We start from the raw sequence: 18,856 nt of genomic DNA, 5'->3' as shown, positions 1-18,856 counted from the left end.
TCGTGTCAAGCATTTCGAACCACAGCGCCGAGCAGGACGATTTCGTGCTGGCCGGCGTGCCGCTGCGCAGCCGCTTCCTGCTGGGCACGGCCGGCTATCCGTCGCCGCAGGTGCTGCAGCAGGCCATCGCGGCTTCCGGCGCGCAGGTGGTGACGGTGGGGCTCAAGCGCGAACTGGCCGGCGATGCCGGTGCGCACGGCGGCTTCATCGACATCATCCGCGCCAGCGGTGCGCGGCTGCTGCCCAACACCGCCGGCTGTCGCAGCGCGCGCGAGGCCATCATGCTGGCGCACATGGCGCGCGAGCTGCTGGGCACGCACTGGATCAAGCTCGAGGTGGTGGGCGACGAGCACACGCTGCAGCCCGATCCCTTCGAGCTGGTGACGGCCGCAGCGCAGCTGGTGATCGACGGCTTCGAGGTCTTCCCGTACTGCACCGACGACCTGGTGACCTGCCAGCGGCTGATGGACGCCGGCTGCAGCATCCTCATGCCGTGGGGCGCGCCCATCGGCTCGGCGCAGGGCCTGCTCAACCCGTGGGCGCTGCGCACCCTGCGCGCCCGCCTGCCGCAGGCCACGCTGATCGTCGATGCCGGCCTGGGGGCGCCCTCGCATGCGGCGCAGGCCATGGAGCTGGGCTTCAATGCGGTGCTGCTCAATTCGGCGGTGGCCCATGCGGGCGATCCGGTGCGCATGGCCGCGGCCTTCCGCCACGCGGTGCAGGCCGGGCGGCTGGGCCATGGGGCTGGCCTCGTGGCGGCGCAGGACATGGCCGTGGCCAGCACGCCCGTGGGCGGCCGGCCCTTCGAGCTGTGAGCCGCGCCATGCAGGACCCGGTGTCCGAGGCCTTCGGCGTGCAGGCCGCCAGCGCGCTGCAGGCTGCGCAGCAGCTGGGCTTCGTCGATGCCGAGGCGCAGGTGCTGGCCGACATGTTCGAGGCCCAGCGGCGCCGGCTGCCGGCCGGTGCACCGCTGTCCGGCTTCGCGCTGCAGGCCGACAACCTGCCGGTCAAGCGGCCCTTCGAGGGCTTCGCGCCGCTGCGGCAGCGCGCCATGGGGCTGTATGCCATCGTGCACAGTGCCGACTGGGTGGCGCGCGTGCTGGCGGCCGGCATCCGCACGGTGCAGCTGCGCATCAAGCAGGCCGACGTGGCCCTGCTGCGGCAGGAGATCCGTGCCAGCGTGCAGGCCGCGGCAGCGGTGGATGCGCAGCTCTTCATCAACGACCATTGGCGCCTGGCCATCGAGCAGGGCGCGTACGGCGTGCACCTGGGGCAGGAAGACCTGGACGATGCCGACCTGCAAGCGATCCGCGCCGCCGGCCTGCGGCTGGGCATCAGCACGCACTGCTACGTGGAGGTGTGCCGCGCCTGGGCGCTGCGGCCCAGCTACATCGCCTGCGGACCCATCCATGCCACGCAGCTGAAGGTGATGCCCTGGCTGCCGCAGGGCGAGGACAACCTGGCCTACTGGTGCGCGCTGCTCAACGAGCTGCCGGTGGTGGCCATTGGCGGCATGGATGCCGCGCGCTGCCTGCAGGCCATGCGCTGCGGTGCCGATGGCGTCTGCGTGGTCAGCGCCATCACCGGCGCTGCCGACCCCGAGCAGGCGATGGCCGCGCTGCAGGCGGCGGTGCTGCAAGGGCAAGGGGCGCCGCAGCGCCCCGTGCCCCTGTTGCCGCGGCCTACCTTGCCACGGCGGCCTGCCTCCTCATGACTGGGTGGGCAACGTGGCCGGCATGCCGCGGGTCTTCCACATCGAGTACACCACGCCACCGGCGATCAGGCCCAGCGTGACCGACAGGCTCAGCGCGGGCGGCGTCTTGCCGATGAAGTTCACCAGGAAGATCTTGCCGCCGATGAACACCAGCACCAGGGCCAGCGCGTACTTGAGGTAGGCGAAGCGGTGGATCATCGCGGCCAGCGCGAAGTACAGCGCACGCAGGCCCAGGATGGCGAAGATGTTGCTGGTGTAGACGATGAACGGATCGGTGGTGATGGCGAAGATGGCCGGCACCGAATCCACCGCGAAGATCAGGTCGGCGATCTCCACCAGGCACAGCGCCAGGAACAGCGGCGTGGCCCAGAGCACGGCCTGGCCCGTCTGCGGATGCGGCTGCTTCACGAAGAAGGCCTTGCCGTGCAGCGTGGGCGTCACGCGCATGATCTTGCGCAGCAGCTTCAGCACGGGGTTGTTCTCGAGGTCGGGCTGCTTGTCGGCGAACCACAGCATCTTGATGCCTGTAAGCACCAGGAATCCGCCGAACACGTACAGCACCCAGCTGAACTGCGTGACCAGCGCGGCGCCGAGGCCGATCATGATGGCGCGCATCACGATCACGCCCAGGATGCCCCAGAACAGCACCCGGTGCTGGTACTGCCGCGGGATGGCGAAGAAGCCGAAGATCATCGCGATGACGAACACGTTGTCCATCGACAGCGACTTCTCGATCAGGAAGCCGGTGTAGTACTCGATGCCGCTCTGGGCGCCCAGCATCCACCACACCCAGGCGCCGAACAGCAGGCCCGCGGTGATGTAGCCGGCCGACAGCCACAGGCTCTCGGTGACGCCGATCTCCTTCTCGTCCTTGTGCAGCACGCCAAGGTCGAAGGTGAGCAGGCTGATGACCACGGCGACGAACACCAGCCACAGCCACATGGGCTGCGAGAGGAACGGTGATTGGAGGAAGGTTTCCAGGGCTTGCATGCGGCGCCTCCGGCGGATGGATGGGGATGGCCGAAGGGTAGGCAGCACGAGTCTTCCGGAAAAGCAGCGCCTGGCGCATTGAGGTTCAGGAAAATCATGAACAGAGGTGACACCCCTTGCACATGCCCGCCTGTCTAGACAAGCTCCAGCCGGAAGCGCTGCGTGAGCATCGCCTTGAAACGGGCCACCTCTTCCAGGGCCTGCACCAGCCGGTGCTGCTGCTGCGGCGTCAGCGCCGCGGTGGGCACGCCGGCATAGGCCTGGCCGCTGCGCCGGGCGCGCAGGCCGGCGTCCAGCCGCAGCGACATGAACAGGTGCAGGCTGTCCACCAGCGCCGCGCCGCTGTCCGGCGCCAGCTGGTGGGCAGCCACCAGGGCCTGGATGCGCTCGGCGGTGCCGGTGGCCGTCACCTGGTGTGCCAGCGCCAGCGCCCGCACGCCGTGCTCGATGGGGAAGCCGGCCTTCTTCACATCCAGCAGCGGCGGCAGGGTGCCGCGGCCCAGCAGCCGCAGCAGGCCGCCGCGCGCGTCACCGAATGCATGCACCGCGGCAGCAAAGTGGGCCAGCAGCACGTCGTTGCCGGTGGCCAGCTCGAAGGCCGCGTCCCGCACCGGCTGCAGCAGCCGTGCATCGCCGCTGACGGCCTGCGCATCCAGGAAGATGGCCAGCGTCATCACATGGGCCGGCGTGGGATGCAGCAGCCAGCCTCGCACGGTCTGGCTGAAGGCCGCAGCCGGGCCGCGCCACTGCGCATCGCTGAGCATGATGCGGCCGGGGCAGGGCGGATAGCCGAAGTCGGCCAGCGCGTCCGAGAAGCGCTGGCACAGCGCCGGCAGGTCGTCCGGTGCAGGCCAGCCATCGGCCAGCAGCAGGCCGTTGTCCTGGTCGGTCTTGAGCAGCTGTTCGCCACGGCCTTCGCTGCCCATCACGAACAGGCAGCTGTGGTCCACCAGCGCGTCCGGCGCGATGAGCCGCCAGGCGCGGTCGAACAGCCGGGCGCTCAAGGCCTGCACCTGCAGCGCGATGCCGCCCACCGGCTGGCCGGCGTCGTGCAGCCGTTCCACCAGCAGGTCGATGCCCGCGGCCGCCCGCGCCAGTTCACCCAGCGTGGTGGCCCGCGCCATGGCCTGCGCCAGGGCCGGCCCGGAGCCGGGCGCCGGGGTGGAGGGCGGGCCGCCGGACGCGGCATCGGTGCTGCTGGACATGGCGTCGTGGCGCGTATGCAGCCGATTCTGTGGCGCGGTATCGAGGTGAGTCTTGTCCTGCCTCAGAAAGCATGCAGGGCGCGGCCAGAATGCCGGCCGCGGGCACCGGGCCCGCGCCACGACGAGGAGAACACCGCATGACCGCACGCACCCTGAACCGCGCGCCGGCCGCCATCGCCCTGCTGGCCGCCGGCCTGGCAGCACTGGCCACGCCGGCCCGTGCCGAGCTGTACTGGGACTTCGCCTACAGCGGCACCGGGGTATCGGCCAGCGGCATCCTGGTCACGCAGGACGTGCCCGACGGCAGCGGCTACTACCTGGCCACCGGCATCCTGGGCCAGCGCAACGGCAGCACCATCACCGGCCTGCAGCCGACGGGTACCGCCATCCCGTTGAACGATCCGTTCGAGGTCGACAACCTGGTGCGCGCCGACGGCCGGCTGAGCAGCCACGGCCTGGGCTTCGCCACCGCGTCGGGCGAGTACGCCAACCTGTTCCGTGCCAGCTGGCTTTCGCCCGCGCGCACGGTGGAGTTCGCCTCACGGCCGGCGCTGAACGGCACCACCGAGGAGGTGGTGAGCTGGCAGTTCAGTGCCCGCACCGAGCCGCTGCCGGCGGTGCCGGAGCCGGCCTCCGCCGCGCTGCTGCTGGCCGGCGTGGCCCTGGTGGGCACCATGGCCGCACGCCGCCGCGCCGGCTAGGATCGGCCATGCGCCCCGGCTTCAACTACAAGCACCTGCACTACTTCTGGGTGGTCGCCAAGGAAGGCGGCATGGCCCGGGCGGCCGACCGGCTGGACGTGGCGGTGCAGACGGTGAGTGCGCAGGTGCGCGAGCTGGAGCAGGCGCTGGGCCATGCGCTGCTGAAGCCCGCCGGCCGCGGCCTGGCATTGACGGAGGCCGGCGAGGCCGCGCTGCGCCATGCCGACCAGATCTTCCAGCTCGGCGAGCAGCTGCCCGACGTGGTGCGCGATGCCGCCACGCAGCCGGCGCTGCGGCTGGCGGTGGGCATCAGCGACGGCTTGCCCAAGCTGGTGGTGCACCGGCTGATGACGCCGGTGCTGGCCGAGCCCGGCCTGCGGCTGCTGTGCCATGAAGGCGGCTTCGACGAACTGCTGGCCGAGCTGGCGTTGCACAAGCTGGACCTGGTGCTCGCCGACCGGCCGGCGCCGGTGAGCGCCAACCTGAAGCTCTACAGCCATGCGCTGGGCGGCTCCGACCTGGGCTGGTATGCGCCGCCCGCGCTGCTGGCCGCGGCCCGCAAGGGCTTTCCGCAATCACTGGCCAAGGTGCCGGTGCTGCTGCCCACCGCGCATGCCATCGTGCGCATCCAGATCGATGCCTGGTTCGCGCGGCACGACGTGCGGCCCAACGTGGTGGGCGAATTCGAGGACAGCGCCCTGCTCAAGACCTTCGGGGCCCACGGCATGGGCGTGTTCCCGGCCGCGCTGCTGGTGCATGACGACCTGCTGGAGCACTACCGGGTGCGGCCGGTCGGCAGCTGTGACGGCGTGCGGGAACCGTTCTACGCCATCGGCACCGAGCGGCGGGTACAGCATCCGCTGATCCGCCGCGTGGTGGACGGCGCGGCCACGGCCTGAGGCGGCCGCTGCCGGTCAATGCACGTCGTCGTCGTGGCGCGGTGACTCCACCCCCAGCAGCTCATGCAGGCGCGGGCTGGTGGTGGTGTATTGCAGGTGCACCGGCTTGTCGGGGAACACATGCCGCACCGCACCGAAGGCAGCCAGCGTGGCCTCGTGGAAGCCGCACAGGATCAGCTTCTTCTTGCCGGGATAGGTGTTGACGTCACCCACCGCGAAGATGCCGGGCTCGCTGGTCTCGAACTTCTCGGTGTCCACCACCACCTGCTTGCGCTCGATGGCCAGGCCCCATTCGGCGATCGGGCCCAGCCGCGGGCTCAGGCCCTGGAACACCAATAGGTGGTCCAGCGGCATCAGCCGGGTGACGCCGTCGCCGCCCAGCACCTTGATGGCGGACAGCATGCCGTCGGCCGACTGCCCGATGCCACTGACCTGGCCGGCCGCGAAGTGAAGGCGGTGCGCCGCGCACAGCGCGCGCATGCGGGCCACCTCGGCGGCCGGCGCCTGGAAGGCATCGCGCCGGTGCAGCAGGGTGACGCTGGCTGCGGCCAGTGGTCCGGCTGCTTCGGCAAAGTGGTTGGCCCAGTGCAGCGCCGCATCGCCGCCGCCCACCACCACGAGGTGGCGGCCGGCGAAGCGCGATGGCTGGTCCACGCGGTAGTGCAGCTGCGTGCCTTCGAAGGCGGCCAGGCCCTCCACCCGCAGCGGCTTGGGCTGGAAGGCGCCCACGCCGCCGGCGATGAACACCGTCCTGGCGAGGAAGCGCAGCCCGCGCCGCGTCTCGACCAAGAAGCGGCCGTCGGGCTGGCGCTGCACCGCGCTCACTTCCTGGTCGAGGTGCAGCGGCGCGTTGAAGGGCTGGATCTGCTGCAGCAGCCGGTCCACCAGCTCGCGCCCGCTGGTCGCGGGGATGCCGGGAATGTCGTAGATCGGCTTGTCGGGGTACAGCTCGATGCACTGGCCGCCGGGCTGGGGCAGCGAATCGACGACATGCGCGCCGATTTCCAGCAGGCCCAGCTCGAACACCTGGAACAGCCCGACCGGGCCCGCACCGACGATCAGCGCGTCGGTCTCGATCATGGGTTCAGCGGATCAGCTCGGACAGCTTGTCCGTGCGGTCCTTCCACTCTTCGGCGTCGGGCAGCGAGGCCTTGCGCTTGGTGATGCTGGGCCACTTCTTGGCCAGGTCGGCATTCAGCTGGATGAAGTGCTGCTGGTCGCCCGGCACGTCTTCTTCCGGCAGGATGGCATTGACCGGGCACTCGGGGATGCACACGGCGCAGTCGATGCACTCGTCGGGGTCGATCGTCAGGAAGTTCGGGCCCTCGCGGAAACAATCAACGGGGCAGACGTCGACGCAATCGGTGTACTTGCAGCGAATGCATGCTTCGGTGACGACGTGGGTCATGGGGCTTCAGCCTGAAGGAAATGTTGAGTGCGGCCGCGCCGGGGATTCATGTGGCGGCCGCTCCATGAAGAACGCGGGATTCTAAGGCGTGGGGGTTTCCACGGACGCTGTGCGGCCGGAGGGCACCGCCAGCACCTCCGTCGCGGCCTCGGGCGACACCGGCCGGGCGCCCGCGCCGACGGTGACGATGGCCGGCCGGCCCGCATGCAGCATGCTGGCCGCGGCCAGCGTGTCCAGGCGGTGGTCGCTGGCGCGCTGGTCGGGCGTGCCGGCCTGCGAGACCACCATCACCGGCGTGTCCGTGGGCCAGCCCGCGGCCAGCAACCGCCGGCCCAAAGCGGCCAGTTGGCGGCCGGCCATGTAGAACACCTCGGTGTCGGCGCTGGGCGGCGTGGCCTCGGCCAGGCTGCCTTCCTTCGTCATCGCGGTGGACAGGCTCACGCTGCGGCCGCGACCGCGGCGGGTGAGCGGGCGCTGGGTGGCGGCCGCGGCGGCGATGGCGGCGGTGACGCCGGGCACCACCTCGCAGCCGATGCCGGCTTCGGCCAGCGCCAGCAGCTCTTCCTCCAGCCGGCCGAAGATGCTGGGGTCGCCACCCTTGAGCCGCACCACGCGGCGGTACTCGTGGGCGCAGCGCACCAGCACCGCATTGATCTCGGTCTGCTTGGGTGCATGGCAGAAGCCGCGCTTGCCCACGTCGATCCAGCGGGCGTTCGGCGCCAGCTCGCGCAGCGCGGGGTCGGTCAGCGCGTCGAACAGCACCACCTCGGCCTCGGCCAGGCGGCGGGCGCCGCGCACGGTGATCAGGTCGGCCGCGCCCGGGCCGGCGCCGATGAACACCACGTGGCCAAGCAACGGCCGGGCGTCTGCCTGCGTCACGCCGCTTCCTTGACCAGCAGCGCGCCGCTGGTGCGGTTGCTGGTGGCGTCGACCACGATCAGCGCGCCGCCCACGCGGTTGCTGCCGTAGGGCTCCACCGGCAGCGGCTGCTGGGTCTCCACCGTCACCTCGCCGATCTCGTTGACGGCCAGTTCATGCGCCTCGCTGGCGGCCAGGGTGTGGATGTCCAGCCGGTGCTCGATGCTGCTGATGCGCGCCTGCACCCAGCGGTTGCCGTGGCGCACCCAGTACTTGCGGCCGACGACGGCGGGCTCGGTGTCCAGCCAGGCCAGCGTGGCGCTGAACTTCTGCGTGGCCTGCAGGCTCCTGGGCGTGGCGATCCAGTCGCCGCGCGAGACGTCGAGCTGGCGGTCCAGGACGATGCCGGCCGACTGGCCCGCGCGCGCCGCCGCCACCACCTCGCCGGCCAGGCGCACCTGGGCCACGACGGCGGTTTCGCCGCTCGGGAAGACCTGCACCGTGTCGCCGGCCTTCACGCCGCCGTGGGCGATGCGACCCCACAGCGTGCGCGGCTGGTGGCCCACGCCTTCGCCGTCGTCGCGGGCGACGTACTGCACCGGCTGCAGCAGCTCGCCTTCGGTGCGCTCCTGCGTGGTGGGCAGGCTTTCCAGCACCTGCAGCAGCGAGGGGCCGCCGTACCAGGCGCAGGCCAGCGGCTGCGTCACGTTGTCGCCGCGCAGGGCCGAGACGGGGATGATGCCGGCCACCTCCACGCCGGCTTCCTGCGCGAAGGCGCGCAGCGCCTGGCTCACCGCCTCGAAGGCGGGGCGGATGTCGTCGATGGCGTCGATCTTGTTCACCGCGAACACGATGCTCGGCACCCGCAGCAGCTTGGCCAGCAGCGTGTGGCGGCGCGTCTGCGGCAGCAGCTGCACCGGCTGCGCCTGCCAGTCGATCTTGGTGATGTCCACCAGCACCACCGCGGCGTCGCTGCCCGCGGCGGCCGTCACCATGTTGCGGGTGTACTGCTCATGGCCCGGGGCGTCGGCGATGATGAACTTGCGTTGCTTGGTCGCGAAGTAGCGGTAGGCCACGTCGATGGTGATGCCCTGCTCGCGCTCGGCCTCCAGGCCGTCGGTCAGCAGCGAGAGGTCGATCGGCTGGCCGGCGGCGCGCTTTTCCAGCGTGTCCAGCTGGTCGGCCAGGATGGCGCGGCTGTCGTACAGCAGGCGGCCGATCAGCGTGCTCTTGCCGTCGTCCACGCTGCCGGCGGTCAGGAAGCGCAGGGCGCGGTGGTCGGCGCAGACGGTGGTGGCCGCGGTGGTGTCCACGGTCGTTGCGGTGCTCATCAGAAGTAGCCCTCTTTCTTGCGGCGCTCCATCGAAGCGTCCGAGGTGCGGTCGTCCATGCGGGTGGCGCCGCGTTCGCTCACGGTGACAGTCAGCGTCTCGGCCACGATGTCGGTGGCGTTGGCGGCCGGGCTTTCCACCGGGCAGGTGCAGGTCATGTCGCCCACGGTGCGGAAGCGCACCTGCGCGGTCTCCACCGTCTCGCCGGCTTCCGGCGGCGTCACCTCGGTCACCGGCACCAGCAGGCCCTTGCGGCGGATCACCTGGCGGTCGTGCGCGAAGTACAGGTTGGGCAGCGGAATCTGCTCGCGGGCGATGTACAGCCACACGTCCAGCTCGGTCCAGTTGCTGATCGGGAAGGCGCGGAAGTGCTCGCCCGGCTTGTGGCGGGTGTTGAACAGCGTCCACAGCTCGGGCCGCTGCTCCTTCGGCTGCCATTGGCCGAAGCTGTCGCGGTGGCTGAAGATGCGTTCCTTGGCGCGGGCCTTCTCTTCATCGCGCCGGGCGCCGCCGATCAGGCAGTCGAAGCGGTGCTCCTCGATGGCTTCCAGCAGCGTCACGGTCTGGTGGCCATTGCGCGACTCCAGCGGATGGGCCAGGCGGATGGTGCCGCGCTTGATGCTGTCTTCCAGGTGCCCCACCACCAGCCGCTCTCCCATCTCGGCCACGCGGCGGTCGCGGAACTCGATCACCTCGGGGAAGTTGTGGCCGGTGTCCACATGCAGCAGCGGGAAGGGCAGCTTGCCCTTGAACTCATTGGGCTGGCTGGCATCGGGGCGCAGCTTGAAGGCCTTCTCGGCCAGGCGCAGCACCACGCAGGAGTCCTTGCCGCCGGAGAACAGCAGGGCGGGCCGCTCGAAGCTGGCCGCCACCTCGCGCAGGATGAAGATGGCCTCTTCCTCGAGGTGGTCGAGGTGGGCGTTGTCGAGCTGCGGCAGCAACTGGTCGACGGAGAGCGGGGCGTTCATCGGTGTAGGGCTCATCGGTTCAACAGGGTCGACACCTCGCCGGGCGAAGCATCCTCGTGCACGTGCAGGCCGCATTCCTTGGCGCCGTCCTGCTCCCACCACCAGCGGCCGGCGCGGAAGTCCTCGCCAAGCGCCACGGCGCGGGTGCAGGGCGCGCAGCCGATGCTGGGGTAGAACTGGTCGTGCAGCGGGTTGTAGGGCACGGCGTGCAGGCCGATGTAGTGCCACACGTCGCCCCAGGTCCATTCGGCCAGCGGGCTGTACTTGGTGCGGCCGTTGGGCTCGTGCTCGACGAACTCCACCGCCGCGCGGTCGTTGGACTGCTCGCGGCGCAGGCCGGTGATCCAGGCGTCGCGCCCGGCCATCATGCGCCCCAGCGGTTCCAGCTTGCGCACGGCGCAGCAGGCCTTGCGCAGCTCGATGCTCTCGTACATGGCCTTCGGGCCATGCAGGGCGACGAAATGGATCACCGCCTCCTGCGGCGGGCTGAACACCTCCACCGGCACGCCGTAGTGCTGCTCGATGCGGCCGATCAGCGCCACCGTCTCGTCGTGCAGCGCCTTGGTGTCCAGCGTGGCCAGCGCGATGGGCAGCTGGTGGCGGGCGATCAGGTCGGTGATGACCATGTCCTCGGCGCCCAGGCTGGTGCCCTGCACCACCCGGCCCGGATGGTCGGCCGCGGCCTGCCGCAGCACGGCCAGCGTGCGGGCCAGCTTGCCTTCAAAGTCGGCGCTGGCGCGGGCGTTGAGGTCGATCGCGCCCATCAGGCCACCTGCGGCTTGTGCGTGCGGGCGAACAGCGGCTGGTGCTCCACCACGTCGCCCTGGTAGTGCTGCGGGAAGAAGGACAGCGCGCGCTGCGCATGCTCGATCTTCTGGTCGCCACGCAGCACCACGGCGTCGAAGCCGGTGCGCTGCAGCAGCGGCAGCATGTCCACCACCACGTCGCCGGTGGCGCGCACCTCGCCGGCGAAGCGGTAGCGGCGGCGCAGGATGCGGGCCTGGCTGTAGGCGCGGCCGTCCACCCACTTGGGGAACTGCAGCACCACGAGGCCCAGGCGCGGCAGGCAGGCTTCCAGCTGCTCGATGTCGGCGTCGTTGGGCACGATCACGCCGGCCTTCACGTCGGCGGGCCAATGCTCGCGCACGGCGTGCCACTGCTCCAGCGTCAGCAGGCGGTTGGGGGCGGGGTTGGGGTGCGGCATCGGGCCGTCCTCGCCGACGACGGTGTGCCAGGCATCGCGATGGGGATCGATGAATTTCATGGTCTTGATCCTCCGGGGGTCAGGCCGCGCGGGCGGTGCTGCGGCGCACGGCATCGGCCGCGGCGCGGAAGGGCGGCACGCCCAGGCGGCGGGCGGTGTCGATGAAGCGCTCGCCGGGGGCGCGCTCGCGCTTGTAGGTGGTGATCACGGCTTCCACCGCGTCGGCGATCTCGTCTGCCGCGAAGGAGGGGCCGATCACCTTGCCCGGCGTGGCGGCGCCGCTCAGCGTGCTGCCGTCGGACCCGGCCACGGTCAGCTGGTACCACTCGGCACCGTCCTTGTCCACGCCCAGCACGCCGATGTGGCCGCTGTGGTGGTGGCCGCAGCTGTTGATGCAGCCGCTGATGTGCAGGTCGATGTCGCCGATGTCGTGCAGCTCGTCCAGGTCCTGGTAGCGCTCGGTCAATTCCTCCGCCAGCGGGATGGAGCGCGCATTGGCCAGCGCGCAGAAGTCGCCGCCCGGGCAGGCGATCATGTCGGTCAGGTAGCCGATGTTGGGCGAGGCGAAGCCGGCGGCCTTGGCGGCCTGGAACAGCGCCGGCAGCTCGCTCTGGCGCACCCAGGGCAGCAGCAGGTTCTGGTCGTGCGTGACGCGCAGCTCGCCGTGGCTGAAGCGGTCGGCCAGGTCGGCGGCCAGGTCCATCTGGCTGCCGGTGGCATCCCCCGGCGCCTGGCCGGGGCGCTTGAGCGACAGCTGCACCGCGCGGTAGCCCGGCACCCGGTGCGCCACCACGTTGCGCTGCAGCCAGCGGTCGAATCCCGGGGCCGCATCAGCCGGCAGCGCGACCTCGTCGGCCGGGGCCACGCCGGCCGGCACCACGAAGTTCGCGGCCACGCGGTCGAACTCGGCCTGGGGAATGATCTGCGCGTCGCCATCGGTGTCGCGGTCCAGGATGGCCTGGAACTCGGCATTCACCGCGTCGAAGAACTTCTGGCCCTCGGCCTTCACCAGGATCTTGATGCGGGCCTTGTACATGTTGTCCCGGCGGCCGTAGCGGTTGTAGACCCGCACGATGGCTTCCAGGTACACCAGGATCTGCTGCCAGGGCACGAAGGTGTTGATCAGGCTGCCGATCACGGGCGTGCGGCCCATGCCGCCGCCGACGAACACCTTGAAGCCGACCTCGCCGGCCTCGTTCTTCAGCACGTGCAGGCCAACGTCGTGCCACAGCGTGGCGGCGCGGTCTTCCACCGCGCCGGTGACGGCGATCTTGAACTTGCGCGGCAGGAAGGCGAACTCTGGGTGCAGCGTGCTCCACTGGCGCAGCAGCTCGCAGTAGGGGCGCGGGTCGACGATCTCGTCCTGCGCGATGCCGGCCAGCGCGTCGCTGGTGATGTTGCGGATGCAGTTGCCGCTGGTCTGGATGCCGTGCATGTCGACCTCGGCCAGCAGGTCCATCACGTCGGCGCCCTTGTCCAGAGGAATCCAGTTGTATTGCAGGTTCTGCCGGGTGGTGAAGTGGCCGTAGTCGCGGTCGTATTCGCGCGCGATGCGTGCCAGCTGGCGCAGCTGGCGGCTGGCCAGCTCGCCGTAGGGCACGGCCACCCGCAGCATCGGCGCGTGGCGCTGGATGTACCAGCCGTTCTGCAGCCGCAGCGGGCGGAACTCGTCGTCGCCCAGCTCGCCGCGCAGGTTGCGCTCGAGCTGGTCGCGGAACTGCGCGGCACGCGCGTGGACGAACTGGCGATCGAAGTCGGTGTACTGGTACATGCTGGGTTCAATGAATCACTTGGAAGCCCGCGGTGCCGCACGCTGCGGGCCGCTGCGTGCGCACCCGGCGTTCGGGCATGGAGGTGATGAGCCTGGCGCCGGGCCCGGAGGCCGGCAGGAAGCCGATGAGCGTGGCGGCCGTCCGCGCCGCATCGACCGGGCCGGGTGCCGGACGGCCGCCGCCGGCTGCCCGGACGGCTGCCACCGCCTGGGCGATGCCGGTGCCCGCCAGCCGATGCGCGGGGAGGGAAGGATAAGCCAGGGGCGCCGCGAGCACGGCGCGGCCCGCGCTGGCCCGCCCGTCGAGCGCGCCGGCGCCGAAGCCGCTGAGCACTGCCATCCCGTCCATCGAGTCCTTGCGCCTTGCGCGTGTCCAATAGCATGCACGGGCCCCTCCCGTGCACCAGTGGGCACTTTAGGGACCGCATATATATTTGAGAAGAACGAATAAGTTGCTTGCTAATGCCCATCCAGAATTAAGCGGCCGTCGCCGGCTGCTGGCGTTGCTGGCCGCCAGTGCGCTCGCCGGCTGTGCCACCGCACCGCCACCGTCGCCACCCGCGCCGCCACCGCCGCCGGCCGCACCCCCGCCGCCACCGCGCCCGCCGCGCATCGGCCTGGCGCTGGGTGGCGGGGCCACCCGGGGCTTTGCCCACATCGGCGTGATCCAGGTGCTGGAGGAAGCCGGCATCAAGCCCGACCTGGTGGCGGGCACCTCCGCGGGCAGCCTGGTGGCGACCATGTATGCGGCCGGCCGCAGCGGCGCCGAGCTGGCCAAGGTGGCGCTGGCGATGGACGAATCGGCCATCACCGACTGGGCCTTCCCCGGCCGTGGGCTGATCCGCGGCGAGGCGCTGGCCCGCTACGTGCGCCAGCAGGCGTCCAACCGGCCGATCGAGCAGCTGCCCATGCCACTGGGCGTGGTGGCCACTGACCTGGACAGCGGGGAGCCGGTGCTGTTCCGCCGCGGCGATGCCGGCACGGCGGTGCGGGCCTCCAGCGCGGTGCCGGCCGTGTTCCAGCCGGTGACGATCAACGGCCGCGAGTACGTGGACGGCGGCCTGGCCTCGCCGGTGCCGGTGCGCTTTGCCCGGCAGATGGGCGCGGAGCTGGTGATCGCGGTGGACATCTCGATGCCGCCCGATGGCAACCCCACCGGCGACCCGATGCGCATGCTGCTGCAGACCTTCGCCATCATGAGCCGCAGCATCAACACTTTCGAGCTGCGCGATGCCGACGTGGTGGTGCGGCCGCGCCTGGTGGGCGTGTCGAGTGCCGACTTCACCGTGCGCCGCCAGGCCATCGCGGCCGGGCGCGAGGCGGCGCTGGCGGCCCTGCCGGCGCTGCGGCAGAAGATCGCGCTGGCCACGCGCTGAGCGCTTCGCGCGCCCCAAAGAAAGAGGCCCGGCAGAGCCGGGCCTTTTGAACGGTACGCCGGCCTGCGCCGGAAGGTACCGAGGAGACATCCAGAAGATCAGGCGGTGGCGCGCTTGGCCTTGGTGGCGGTGGTGGAAGCGGCCTTGACGGCGGTGTTGGTCAGCGCGGTCAGGTTGGCTTCAGCCACGTCGGCGGCTTGCTTGGCGGCCTTGTGCACGCTTTCGAAGGCGTTGTTGGCGGCGGCCACGGCCGACTTCACCAGGGCGACGGCGTTTTCGCTGCCGGCGGGGGCGTTCTTGGCGGCGGTGTCGACCACGGTCATGAACTTGCGCTGGGCATCGGCCATCTGCGTCTCGGCGACCTTGGTCACTTCGGCGCTGGTGGCGGCGGCGATGTCGTACACATGGCGGCTGTAGGCAGCGGCCTTCTCGGCGACCGGTTGCAGCAGCGAGGTCTGCAGGGCGATCAGCTCCTGGGCGTCCTTCACCGACAGGGCGGCGGAGGTGGTCTCGGCGGCTTCGCCCAGGGCGGTCTTGGCCACTTGCAGGTTCAGCTCGACCAGCTTCTCGACGCCTTCGAAGGCCTTGTTGGTCAGGCCGAACAGGGTTTCCAGGTTGGCCTTGTGGGCGGCGAGCATTTGTTCAGGGGTCAGCATGTGAAATCTCCGTCTTGATAAGGGAACTTGCTGGTGCCCGGGAAGCTTTTGCTGCACTGCACCATGAACCGAAGTATAGGGACGTGAGCCTCCATTGCAAGCCATTTTGTTGCGCTGCAACAATTCTAGAGAGCGCTTCCTAGAAGGCCGCCGGGGCGCTTGGCGGCCGGGTCCCCGCCACAATGGGTTGCGATGCAGGCGTATTACTCCGATCACTTCGTGCTGCCGCTGCCCAGCGGCCACCGGTTCCCGATGCCCAAGTACCGGCTGCTGCGCAATCGCGTGGAGGCCGAGGCAGCCGGGGTTGTGCTGGCGGAGGCCATTGCCGCCACCGACGGCGAGCTGGCGCTGGCGCACACGCCGCACTACGTCACCTCGGTGGTCGAGGGCCTGCTGTCCGCTGCCGAGCAGCGGGAGATCGGCTTTCCCTGGTCGCCGGCGATGGTGGAGCGGGCCCGCCGCTCGGTGGGCGCCACCATCTGCGCCGCCCGCACCGCGCTGCGCGAAGGCGTGGCCGCGCAGCTGGCCGGCGGCACCCACCATGCCTATGCGCACAAGGGCAGCGGCTTCTGCGTGTTCAACGACGCGGCGGTGGCCGCCCGGCTGATGCAGGCCGAGGAGCACCGCCACCACCGGCGGCTGCTGCGCGTGGCGGTGATCGACCTGGACGTGCACCAGGGCAACGGCACTGCGTCCATCTTTGCCGACGACGACAGCGTGTTCACCCTGTCGCTGCACGGCGCGCGCAACTTCCCCTTCCGCAAGGAGGCCAGCGACCTGGACGTGGAACTGCCCGACGGCTGCGCCGACAACGAATACCTCGCTGCGCTGGACAGTGCGCTGGCCACGCTGTGGCAGCGCCACCAGGCCGCCCTGCCGGGCCTGGTGTTCTACCTGGCCGGCGCCGACCCGCACGAAGGCGACCGCCTGGGCCGCCTGAAGATCAGCGCCGCCGGCCTGGCCGAGCGGGATCGCCGGGTGCTCACCGCCTGCCGCGAACGTGGCGTGCCGGTGGCCATCAGCATGGCGGGCGGCTACGGCCGGGTGATCGACGACTCGGTGGCGGTGCACCTGCAGACGCTGCGCGAAGCCCAGCGCCAGTGGCAGGCCTGGCAGGCCGACCGCCGGGCCGAGCCGATGGAAGAATGCACCGGATGAGCGAAACAGCCCGCCCCCAGCCGCAGCCGCGCGGCGCCTACCGCCACTTCACCGAGGTGCCCACCCGCTGGATGGACAACGACGTGTACGGCCACGTCAACAACGTCGTGTACTACAGCTACTTCGACACCGCGGTGAACCGCTACCTCATCCAGGCCGGCGCGCTCGATCCGCAGGCCGGCGAGTCGATCGGGCTGGTGATCGAGACGCACTGCAACTACTTCGCCTCGCTCAGCTTTCCGCAGGTGGTGGAAGCCGGCATGCGGGTGGCCAGCGTGGGCCGCAGCAGCGTGCGCTACGAGATCGGCCTGTTCGGCCAGGGGGAGCCGTTGTGCGCCGCCGCCGGCCACTTCGTGCATGTGTACGTCGACCGATTGAACCGCCGGCCGATGGCCTTGCCGCCCGCGCTGCTGGCCGCGCTGCAGCCGCTGCGGGTGGACGCATGACGGCCGACGAGGCCATCACCAGCCGGCGTTCGATCCGCCGCTTCCTGCCCACGCCGGTGCCACGCCCGGTGATCGAGGACATCCTGCATGTGGCCGCGCAGGCGCCCTCCGGCTCCAATGTGCAGCCCTGGAAGGTGTACGTGCTGACCGGCGAGCCGCTGGCCACGTTGTGCGGCAAGCTGGTCGCCGCCCACGATGACCCGCAGGCCCGCGCCGAGCACCAGGCCGAATACGCCTACTACCCCACCGACTGGTTTCCGCCCTACATCGAGCGGCGCCGCGCCACCGGCTGGGGCCTGTACGGCCTGCTGGGCATCGGCAAGGCCGACCGCGAGCGCATGCACCAGCAGCATGGCCGCAACTACCTGTTCTTCGATGCGCCGGTGGGCCTGATCTTCACCATCGACCGCCGCATGGAACAGGGCAGCTGGCTGGACTACGGCATGTTCCTGCAGAACATCATGATCGCCGCCCGCGCCCGCGGCCTGGACACCTGCCCGCAGGCCGCCTTCATCGAGTGGCACCGCCTCATCCTGCCGCATGTGGGCGCACCCGCCAACGAGGCACTGGTGTGCGGCATGGCGCTGGGCCATGCCGATCCGGCGGCCATCGAGAACAGCCTGCGCACCGCCCGCGAGCCGGTGGCGGGCTTCACCCGTTTCCTTGATTGATCGAACCTCACCAGAAAGGCGCAGCCATGCAGTCCGTGCTCGTCACCCGAGAGATCTTCCCCGAGACCCTGCAGCGCCTGGCGCAGCACTTCCAGGTCACGCCCAACGAGGGCGACGTGCAGCATCCACCCGGTGCGCTGGCGGGCCAGCTCGCCGGCCACGAGGGCGTGCTGGTGGCCGGCGGCGAGCGCATCGACGCCGCGCTGCTGGACGCCAATCCGCAGCTCAAGGCGGTGTGCAACATGGCCGTGGGCTACAACAACATCGATGTGCCGGCCTGCACCGCGCGCGGCGTGCTGGTGACCAACACGCCCGACGTGCTCACCGAGACCACCGCCGACTTCGGCTTCGCGCTGATGATGGCCACCGCCCGCCGCATCGCCGAGGGCGAGCACTACCTGCGCGACGGCCGCTGGACGCGCTGGTCCTACAACCTGCTGACCGGCAGCGACGTGCACGGCGCGACGCTGGGCATCCTCGGCATGGGCCGCATCGGCCAGGGCATTGCCAGGCGCGGCGCGCTGGGCTTCGGCATGAACGTGATCTATCACAACCGCAGCCGCCTGCCGGCCGAGCAGGAAGCGCCGATCAACGCCCGCTACGTGAGCAAGGAGGAACTGCTGCGCGAGGCCGACCACCTGGTGCTGGTGCTGCCGTATTCGGCGGCCAGCCACCATGCCATCGGTGCCGCCGAGCTGGCGCTGATGAAGCCCACCGCCACGCTGACCAACATCGCCCGCGGCGGCATCGTGGACGACGAGGCGCTGGCCGAGGCGCTGAAGCGCGGCACCCTCGCCGCCGCCGGGCTGGACGTTTTCGAGGGCGAGCCCAACGTGCACCCCGCGCTGCTGACCGTGCCCAACGTGGTGCTCACGCCGCACATCGCCAGCGCCACCGTGCGCACCCGGCGTGCGATGGCCGACCTGGCGGCCGACAACCTGATCGCCGCACTGACGGGCCAGCGCGCGCCCACGCCCGTCAACCCCGAGGTGATCCGGTGAGCCGCAGCGGCGCATCCGAGCACCGCGCCGAGGTGCGCTGGCAGCGCGGCGAGGCCGAGGCCTTCACCGACAACCGCTACAGCCGCCGCCATGCCTGGCGCTTCGATGGCGGGGCCGAGGTGGCGGCGTCGTCGTCGCCGCATGCGGTGCGCGTGCCGTTCTCCGATCCATCGGCGGTCGATCCGGAGGAGGCCTTCGTCGCCTCGCTGTCGAGTTGCCACATGCTGTGGTTCCTGTCCATCGCGGCGCAGCGCGGCTTCCGCGTGGACAGCTACCGCGACGACGCGGTGGGCACCATGCAGCAGAACGCAGCGGGCAAGGTGTCCATCACCCAGGTCACGCTGAAGCCCGAGGTGCGTTTTTCCGGTGATCGCCTGCCCAGCGCGCAGGAGCTGGCGGAGATGCACCACGAGGCGCATGAGCAATGCTTCATCGCCAACTCGGTGACCTCGGAAGTGATCTGCGAGCCGGTGCAGCCCAACCAACCGGACTGAAGCGC

22 protein-coding genes are annotated in these 18,856 nt (G+C 70.6%); 10 read left to right on the top strand and 12 right to left on the bottom strand.

Going from position 1 to position 18,856, the window contains the following annotated elements; all coding sequences use genetic code 11:
• Window positions 1-2: 2 nt before the first annotated feature.
• Both LRS14_RS08110 and LRS14_RS08105 read left to right on the top strand, forming a co-directional pair.
• Window positions 3-815, top strand: coding sequence for a thiazole synthase (locus LRS14_RS08110; RefSeq protein WP_310740812.1), 813 nt, complete (start codon window positions 3-5; stop codon window positions 813-815).
• Between the two features lie 8 nt (window positions 816-823).
• Window positions 824-1,714 carry a thiamine phosphate synthase gene (locus tag LRS14_RS08105; protein ID WP_257799204.1) on the top strand — a complete coding sequence of 297 codons (891 nt, stop codon included), beginning with the start codon at window positions 824-826 and terminating at the stop codon, window positions 1,712-1,714.
• Here LRS14_RS08105 and LRS14_RS08100 read toward each other — a convergent pair.
• Window positions 1,709-2,704: a TerC family protein gene (locus tag LRS14_RS08100; protein WP_257799203.1), complete on the bottom strand. Its 996-nt coding sequence runs from the start codon at window positions 2,702-2,704 to the stop codon at window positions 1,709-1,711. The genes LRS14_RS08105 and LRS14_RS08100 overlap by 6 nt on opposite strands.
• A gap of 134 nt (window positions 2,705-2,838) precedes the next feature.
• Entirely contained in the window at window positions 2,839-3,909 is a 1,071-nt protein-coding gene (locus LRS14_RS08095) for a DUF294 nucleotidyltransferase-like domain-containing protein (RefSeq protein ID WP_257799202.1), read from the bottom strand.
• Between the two features lie 137 nt (window positions 3,910-4,046).
• On the opposite strand from LRS14_RS08095, the gene LRS14_RS08090 reads away from it, so the two are divergent.
• Both LRS14_RS08090 and LRS14_RS08085 read left to right on the top strand, forming a co-directional pair.
• Window positions 4,047-4,610: a PEP-CTERM sorting domain-containing protein gene (locus LRS14_RS08090; RefSeq protein WP_257799201.1), complete on the top strand. Its 564-nt coding sequence runs from the start codon at window positions 4,047-4,049 to the stop codon at window positions 4,608-4,610.
• 8 nt (window positions 4,611-4,618) lie between these two features.
• Window positions 4,619-5,509 carry a LysR family transcriptional regulator gene (locus tag LRS14_RS08085; protein ID WP_257799200.1) on the top strand — a complete coding sequence of 297 codons (891 nt, stop codon included), beginning with the start codon at window positions 4,619-4,621 and terminating at the stop codon, window positions 5,507-5,509.
• 15 nt (window positions 5,510-5,524) lie between these two features.
• Here the strand turns inward: LRS14_RS08085 and LRS14_RS08080 are convergent, their stop codons facing one another.
• The 9 genes from LRS14_RS08080 to LRS14_RS08040 form a co-directional block, all read right to left on the bottom strand.
• Window positions 5,525-6,589, bottom strand: a complete 1,065-nt coding sequence (locus LRS14_RS08080) for an NAD(P)/FAD-dependent oxidoreductase (RefSeq protein ID WP_046112379.1) — start codon at window positions 6,587-6,589, stop codon at window positions 5,525-5,527.
• 4 nt (window positions 6,590-6,593) lie between these two features.
• The gene (fdxA, locus tag LRS14_RS08075; protein WP_046112378.1) at window positions 6,594-6,917 is read right to left on the bottom strand and encodes a ferredoxin FdxA; all 324 of its coding nucleotides are present in this window, start codon (window positions 6,915-6,917) and stop codon (window positions 6,594-6,596) included.
• A gap of 81 nt (window positions 6,918-6,998) precedes the next feature.
• The gene (gene cobA / locus LRS14_RS08070) at window positions 6,999-7,796 is read right to left on the bottom strand and encodes a uroporphyrinogen-III C-methyltransferase (protein WP_257799199.1); all 798 of its coding nucleotides are present in this window, start codon (window positions 7,794-7,796) and stop codon (window positions 6,999-7,001) included.
• Window positions 7,793-9,106, bottom strand: a complete 1,314-nt coding sequence (locus LRS14_RS08065; protein ID WP_046112376.1) for a sulfate adenylyltransferase subunit 1 — start codon at window positions 9,104-9,106, stop codon at window positions 7,793-7,795. Before LRS14_RS08065 ends, cobA begins: the two co-directional genes overlap by 4 nt.
• A complete protein-coding gene (cysD, locus tag LRS14_RS08060) occupies window positions 9,106-10,074 on the bottom strand; it encodes a sulfate adenylyltransferase subunit CysD (protein ID WP_046112375.1) in 969 nt (322 codons plus the stop codon). Before cysD ends, LRS14_RS08065 begins: the two co-directional genes overlap by 1 nt.
• 11 nt (window positions 10,075-10,085) lie before the next feature.
• On the bottom strand, window positions 10,086-10,838 hold the full coding sequence (locus LRS14_RS08055) for a phosphoadenylyl-sulfate reductase (protein WP_046112374.1): 753 nt from the start codon (window positions 10,836-10,838) through the stop codon (window positions 10,086-10,088).
• On the bottom strand, window positions 10,838-11,338 hold the full coding sequence (locus tag LRS14_RS08050) for a DUF934 domain-containing protein (RefSeq protein WP_083440450.1): 501 nt from the start codon (window positions 11,336-11,338) through the stop codon (window positions 10,838-10,840). The genes LRS14_RS08055 and LRS14_RS08050 overlap by 1 nt, the downstream gene beginning before the upstream one ends.
• 19 nt (window positions 11,339-11,357) lie before the next feature.
• The gene (locus LRS14_RS08045) at window positions 11,358-13,049 is read right to left on the bottom strand and encodes a nitrite/sulfite reductase (protein WP_046112373.1); all 1,692 of its coding nucleotides are present in this window, start codon (window positions 13,047-13,049) and stop codon (window positions 11,358-11,360) included.
• A 7-nt stretch (window positions 13,050-13,056) separates the two neighbouring features.
• A complete protein-coding gene (locus LRS14_RS08040) occupies window positions 13,057-13,389 on the bottom strand; it encodes a hypothetical protein (protein ID WP_052736192.1) in 333 nt (110 codons plus the stop codon).
• A gap of 157 nt (window positions 13,390-13,546) precedes the next feature.
• Between LRS14_RS08040 and LRS14_RS08035 the strand changes: the two genes are divergently transcribed.
• Complete coding sequence (locus LRS14_RS08035; protein ID WP_083440454.1) at window positions 13,547-14,425, top strand: patatin-like phospholipase family protein; 879 nt, start codon at window positions 13,547-13,549, stop codon at window positions 14,423-14,425.
• 98 nt (window positions 14,426-14,523) lie between these two features.
• Here LRS14_RS08035 and phaP read toward each other — a convergent pair whose 3' ends face one another.
• Complete coding sequence (gene phaP, locus LRS14_RS08030; RefSeq protein WP_046112371.1) at window positions 14,524-15,081, bottom strand: TIGR01841 family phasin; 558 nt, start codon at window positions 15,079-15,081, stop codon at window positions 14,524-14,526.
• Window positions 15,082-15,273: 192 nt separating this feature from the next.
• Between phaP and LRS14_RS08025 the strand changes: the two genes are divergently transcribed.
• Genes LRS14_RS08025 through LRS14_RS08005 form a run of 5 tightly spaced genes read left to right on the top strand, consistent with a single transcriptional unit; the run spans window position 15,274 to window position 18,851 of the window.
• On the top strand, window positions 15,274-16,239 hold the full coding sequence (locus tag LRS14_RS08025; RefSeq protein WP_257799198.1) for a histone deacetylase: 966 nt from the start codon (window positions 15,274-15,276) through the stop codon (window positions 16,237-16,239).
• The gene (locus tag LRS14_RS08020; protein WP_404977539.1) at window positions 16,236-16,685 is read left to right on the top strand and encodes an acyl-CoA thioesterase; all 450 of its coding nucleotides are present in this window, start codon (window positions 16,236-16,238) and stop codon (window positions 16,683-16,685) included. Before LRS14_RS08025 ends, LRS14_RS08020 begins: the two co-directional genes overlap by 4 nt.
• The gene (locus LRS14_RS08015) at window positions 16,682-17,356 is read left to right on the top strand and encodes a nitroreductase (RefSeq protein ID WP_257799196.1); all 675 of its coding nucleotides are present in this window, start codon (window positions 16,682-16,684) and stop codon (window positions 17,354-17,356) included. Before LRS14_RS08020 ends, LRS14_RS08015 begins: the two co-directional genes overlap by 4 nt.
• A gap of 26 nt (window positions 17,357-17,382) precedes the next feature.
• Window positions 17,383-18,357, top strand: coding sequence for a D-glycerate dehydrogenase (locus LRS14_RS08010; RefSeq protein WP_046112367.1), 975 nt, complete (start codon window positions 17,383-17,385; stop codon window positions 18,355-18,357).
• Window positions 18,354-18,851 (top strand): OsmC family protein, encoded by a 498-nt coding sequence (locus LRS14_RS08005; RefSeq protein ID WP_257799195.1) that lies wholly within the window; start codon window positions 18,354-18,356, stop codon window positions 18,849-18,851. The genes LRS14_RS08010 and LRS14_RS08005 overlap by 4 nt, the downstream gene beginning before the upstream one ends.
• The last annotated feature ends 5 nt before the right edge of the window (window positions 18,852-18,856 follow it).

It is taken from the genome of Aquincola sp. J276 (genome assembly GCF_024700035.1).
GTDB lineage: Bacteria > Pseudomonadota > Gammaproteobacteria > Burkholderiales > Burkholderiaceae_C > Aquincola > Aquincola tertiaricarbonis.
Note: the sequence above shows the minus strand (reverse complement) of the source record. Positions and strands in the feature narration are given on the sequence as shown.

Excerpts from the sequence above, each read along its gene's own strand:
- LRS14_RS08105 (WP_257799204.1), top strand. The coding sequence starts at position 824 with ATGCAGGACCCGGTGTCCGAGGCCTTCGGCGTGCAGGCCGCCAGCGCG.
- LRS14_RS08100 (WP_257799203.1), bottom strand. The coding sequence starts at position 2,704 with ATGCAAGCCCTGGAAACCTTCCTCCAATCACCGTTCCTCTCGCAGCCC.
- LRS14_RS08095 (WP_257799202.1), bottom strand. The coding sequence starts at position 3,909 with ATGTCCAGCAGCACCGATGCCGCGTCCGGCGGCCCGCCCTCCACCCCG.
- LRS14_RS08090 (WP_257799201.1), top strand. The coding sequence starts at position 4,047 with ATGACCGCACGCACCCTGAACCGCGCGCCGGCCGCCATCGCCCTGCTG.
- LRS14_RS08085 (WP_257799200.1), top strand. The coding sequence starts at position 4,619 with ATGCGCCCCGGCTTCAACTACAAGCACCTGCACTACTTCTGGGTGGTC.
- LRS14_RS08080 (WP_046112379.1), bottom strand. The coding sequence starts at position 6,589 with ATGATCGAGACCGACGCGCTGATCGTCGGTGCGGGCCCGGTCGGGCTG.
- fdxA (WP_046112378.1), bottom strand. The coding sequence starts at position 6,917 with ATGACCCACGTCGTCACCGAAGCATGCATTCGCTGCAAGTACACCGAT.
- LRS14_RS08065 (WP_046112376.1), bottom strand. The coding sequence starts at position 9,106 with ATGAGCACCGCAACGACCGTGGACACCACCGCGGCCACCACCGTCTGC.
- cysD (WP_046112375.1), bottom strand. The coding sequence starts at position 10,074 with ATGAACGCCCCGCTCTCCGTCGACCAGTTGCTGCCGCAGCTCGACAAC.
- LRS14_RS08055 (WP_046112374.1), bottom strand. The coding sequence starts at position 10,838 with ATGGGCGCGATCGACCTCAACGCCCGCGCCAGCGCCGACTTTGAAGGC.
- LRS14_RS08050 (WP_083440450.1), bottom strand. The coding sequence starts at position 11,338 with ATGAAATTCATCGATCCCCATCGCGATGCCTGGCACACCGTCGTCGGC.
- LRS14_RS08045 (WP_046112373.1), bottom strand. The coding sequence starts at position 13,049 with ATGTACCAGTACACCGACTTCGATCGCCAGTTCGTCCACGCGCGTGCC.
- LRS14_RS08040 (WP_052736192.1), bottom strand. The coding sequence starts at position 13,389 with ATGGCAGTGCTCAGCGGCTTCGGCGCCGGCGCGCTCGACGGGCGGGCC.
- phaP (WP_046112371.1), bottom strand. The coding sequence starts at position 15,081 with ATGCTGACCCCTGAACAAATGCTCGCCGCCCACAAGGCCAACCTGGAA.
- LRS14_RS08025 (WP_257799198.1), top strand. The coding sequence starts at position 15,274 with ATGCAGGCGTATTACTCCGATCACTTCGTGCTGCCGCTGCCCAGCGGC.
- LRS14_RS08020 (WP_404977539.1), top strand. The coding sequence starts at position 16,236 with ATGAGCGAAACAGCCCGCCCCCAGCCGCAGCCGCGCGGCGCCTACCGC.
- LRS14_RS08015 (WP_257799196.1), top strand. The coding sequence starts at position 16,682 with ATGACGGCCGACGAGGCCATCACCAGCCGGCGTTCGATCCGCCGCTTC.
- LRS14_RS08010 (WP_046112367.1), top strand. The coding sequence starts at position 17,383 with ATGCAGTCCGTGCTCGTCACCCGAGAGATCTTCCCCGAGACCCTGCAG.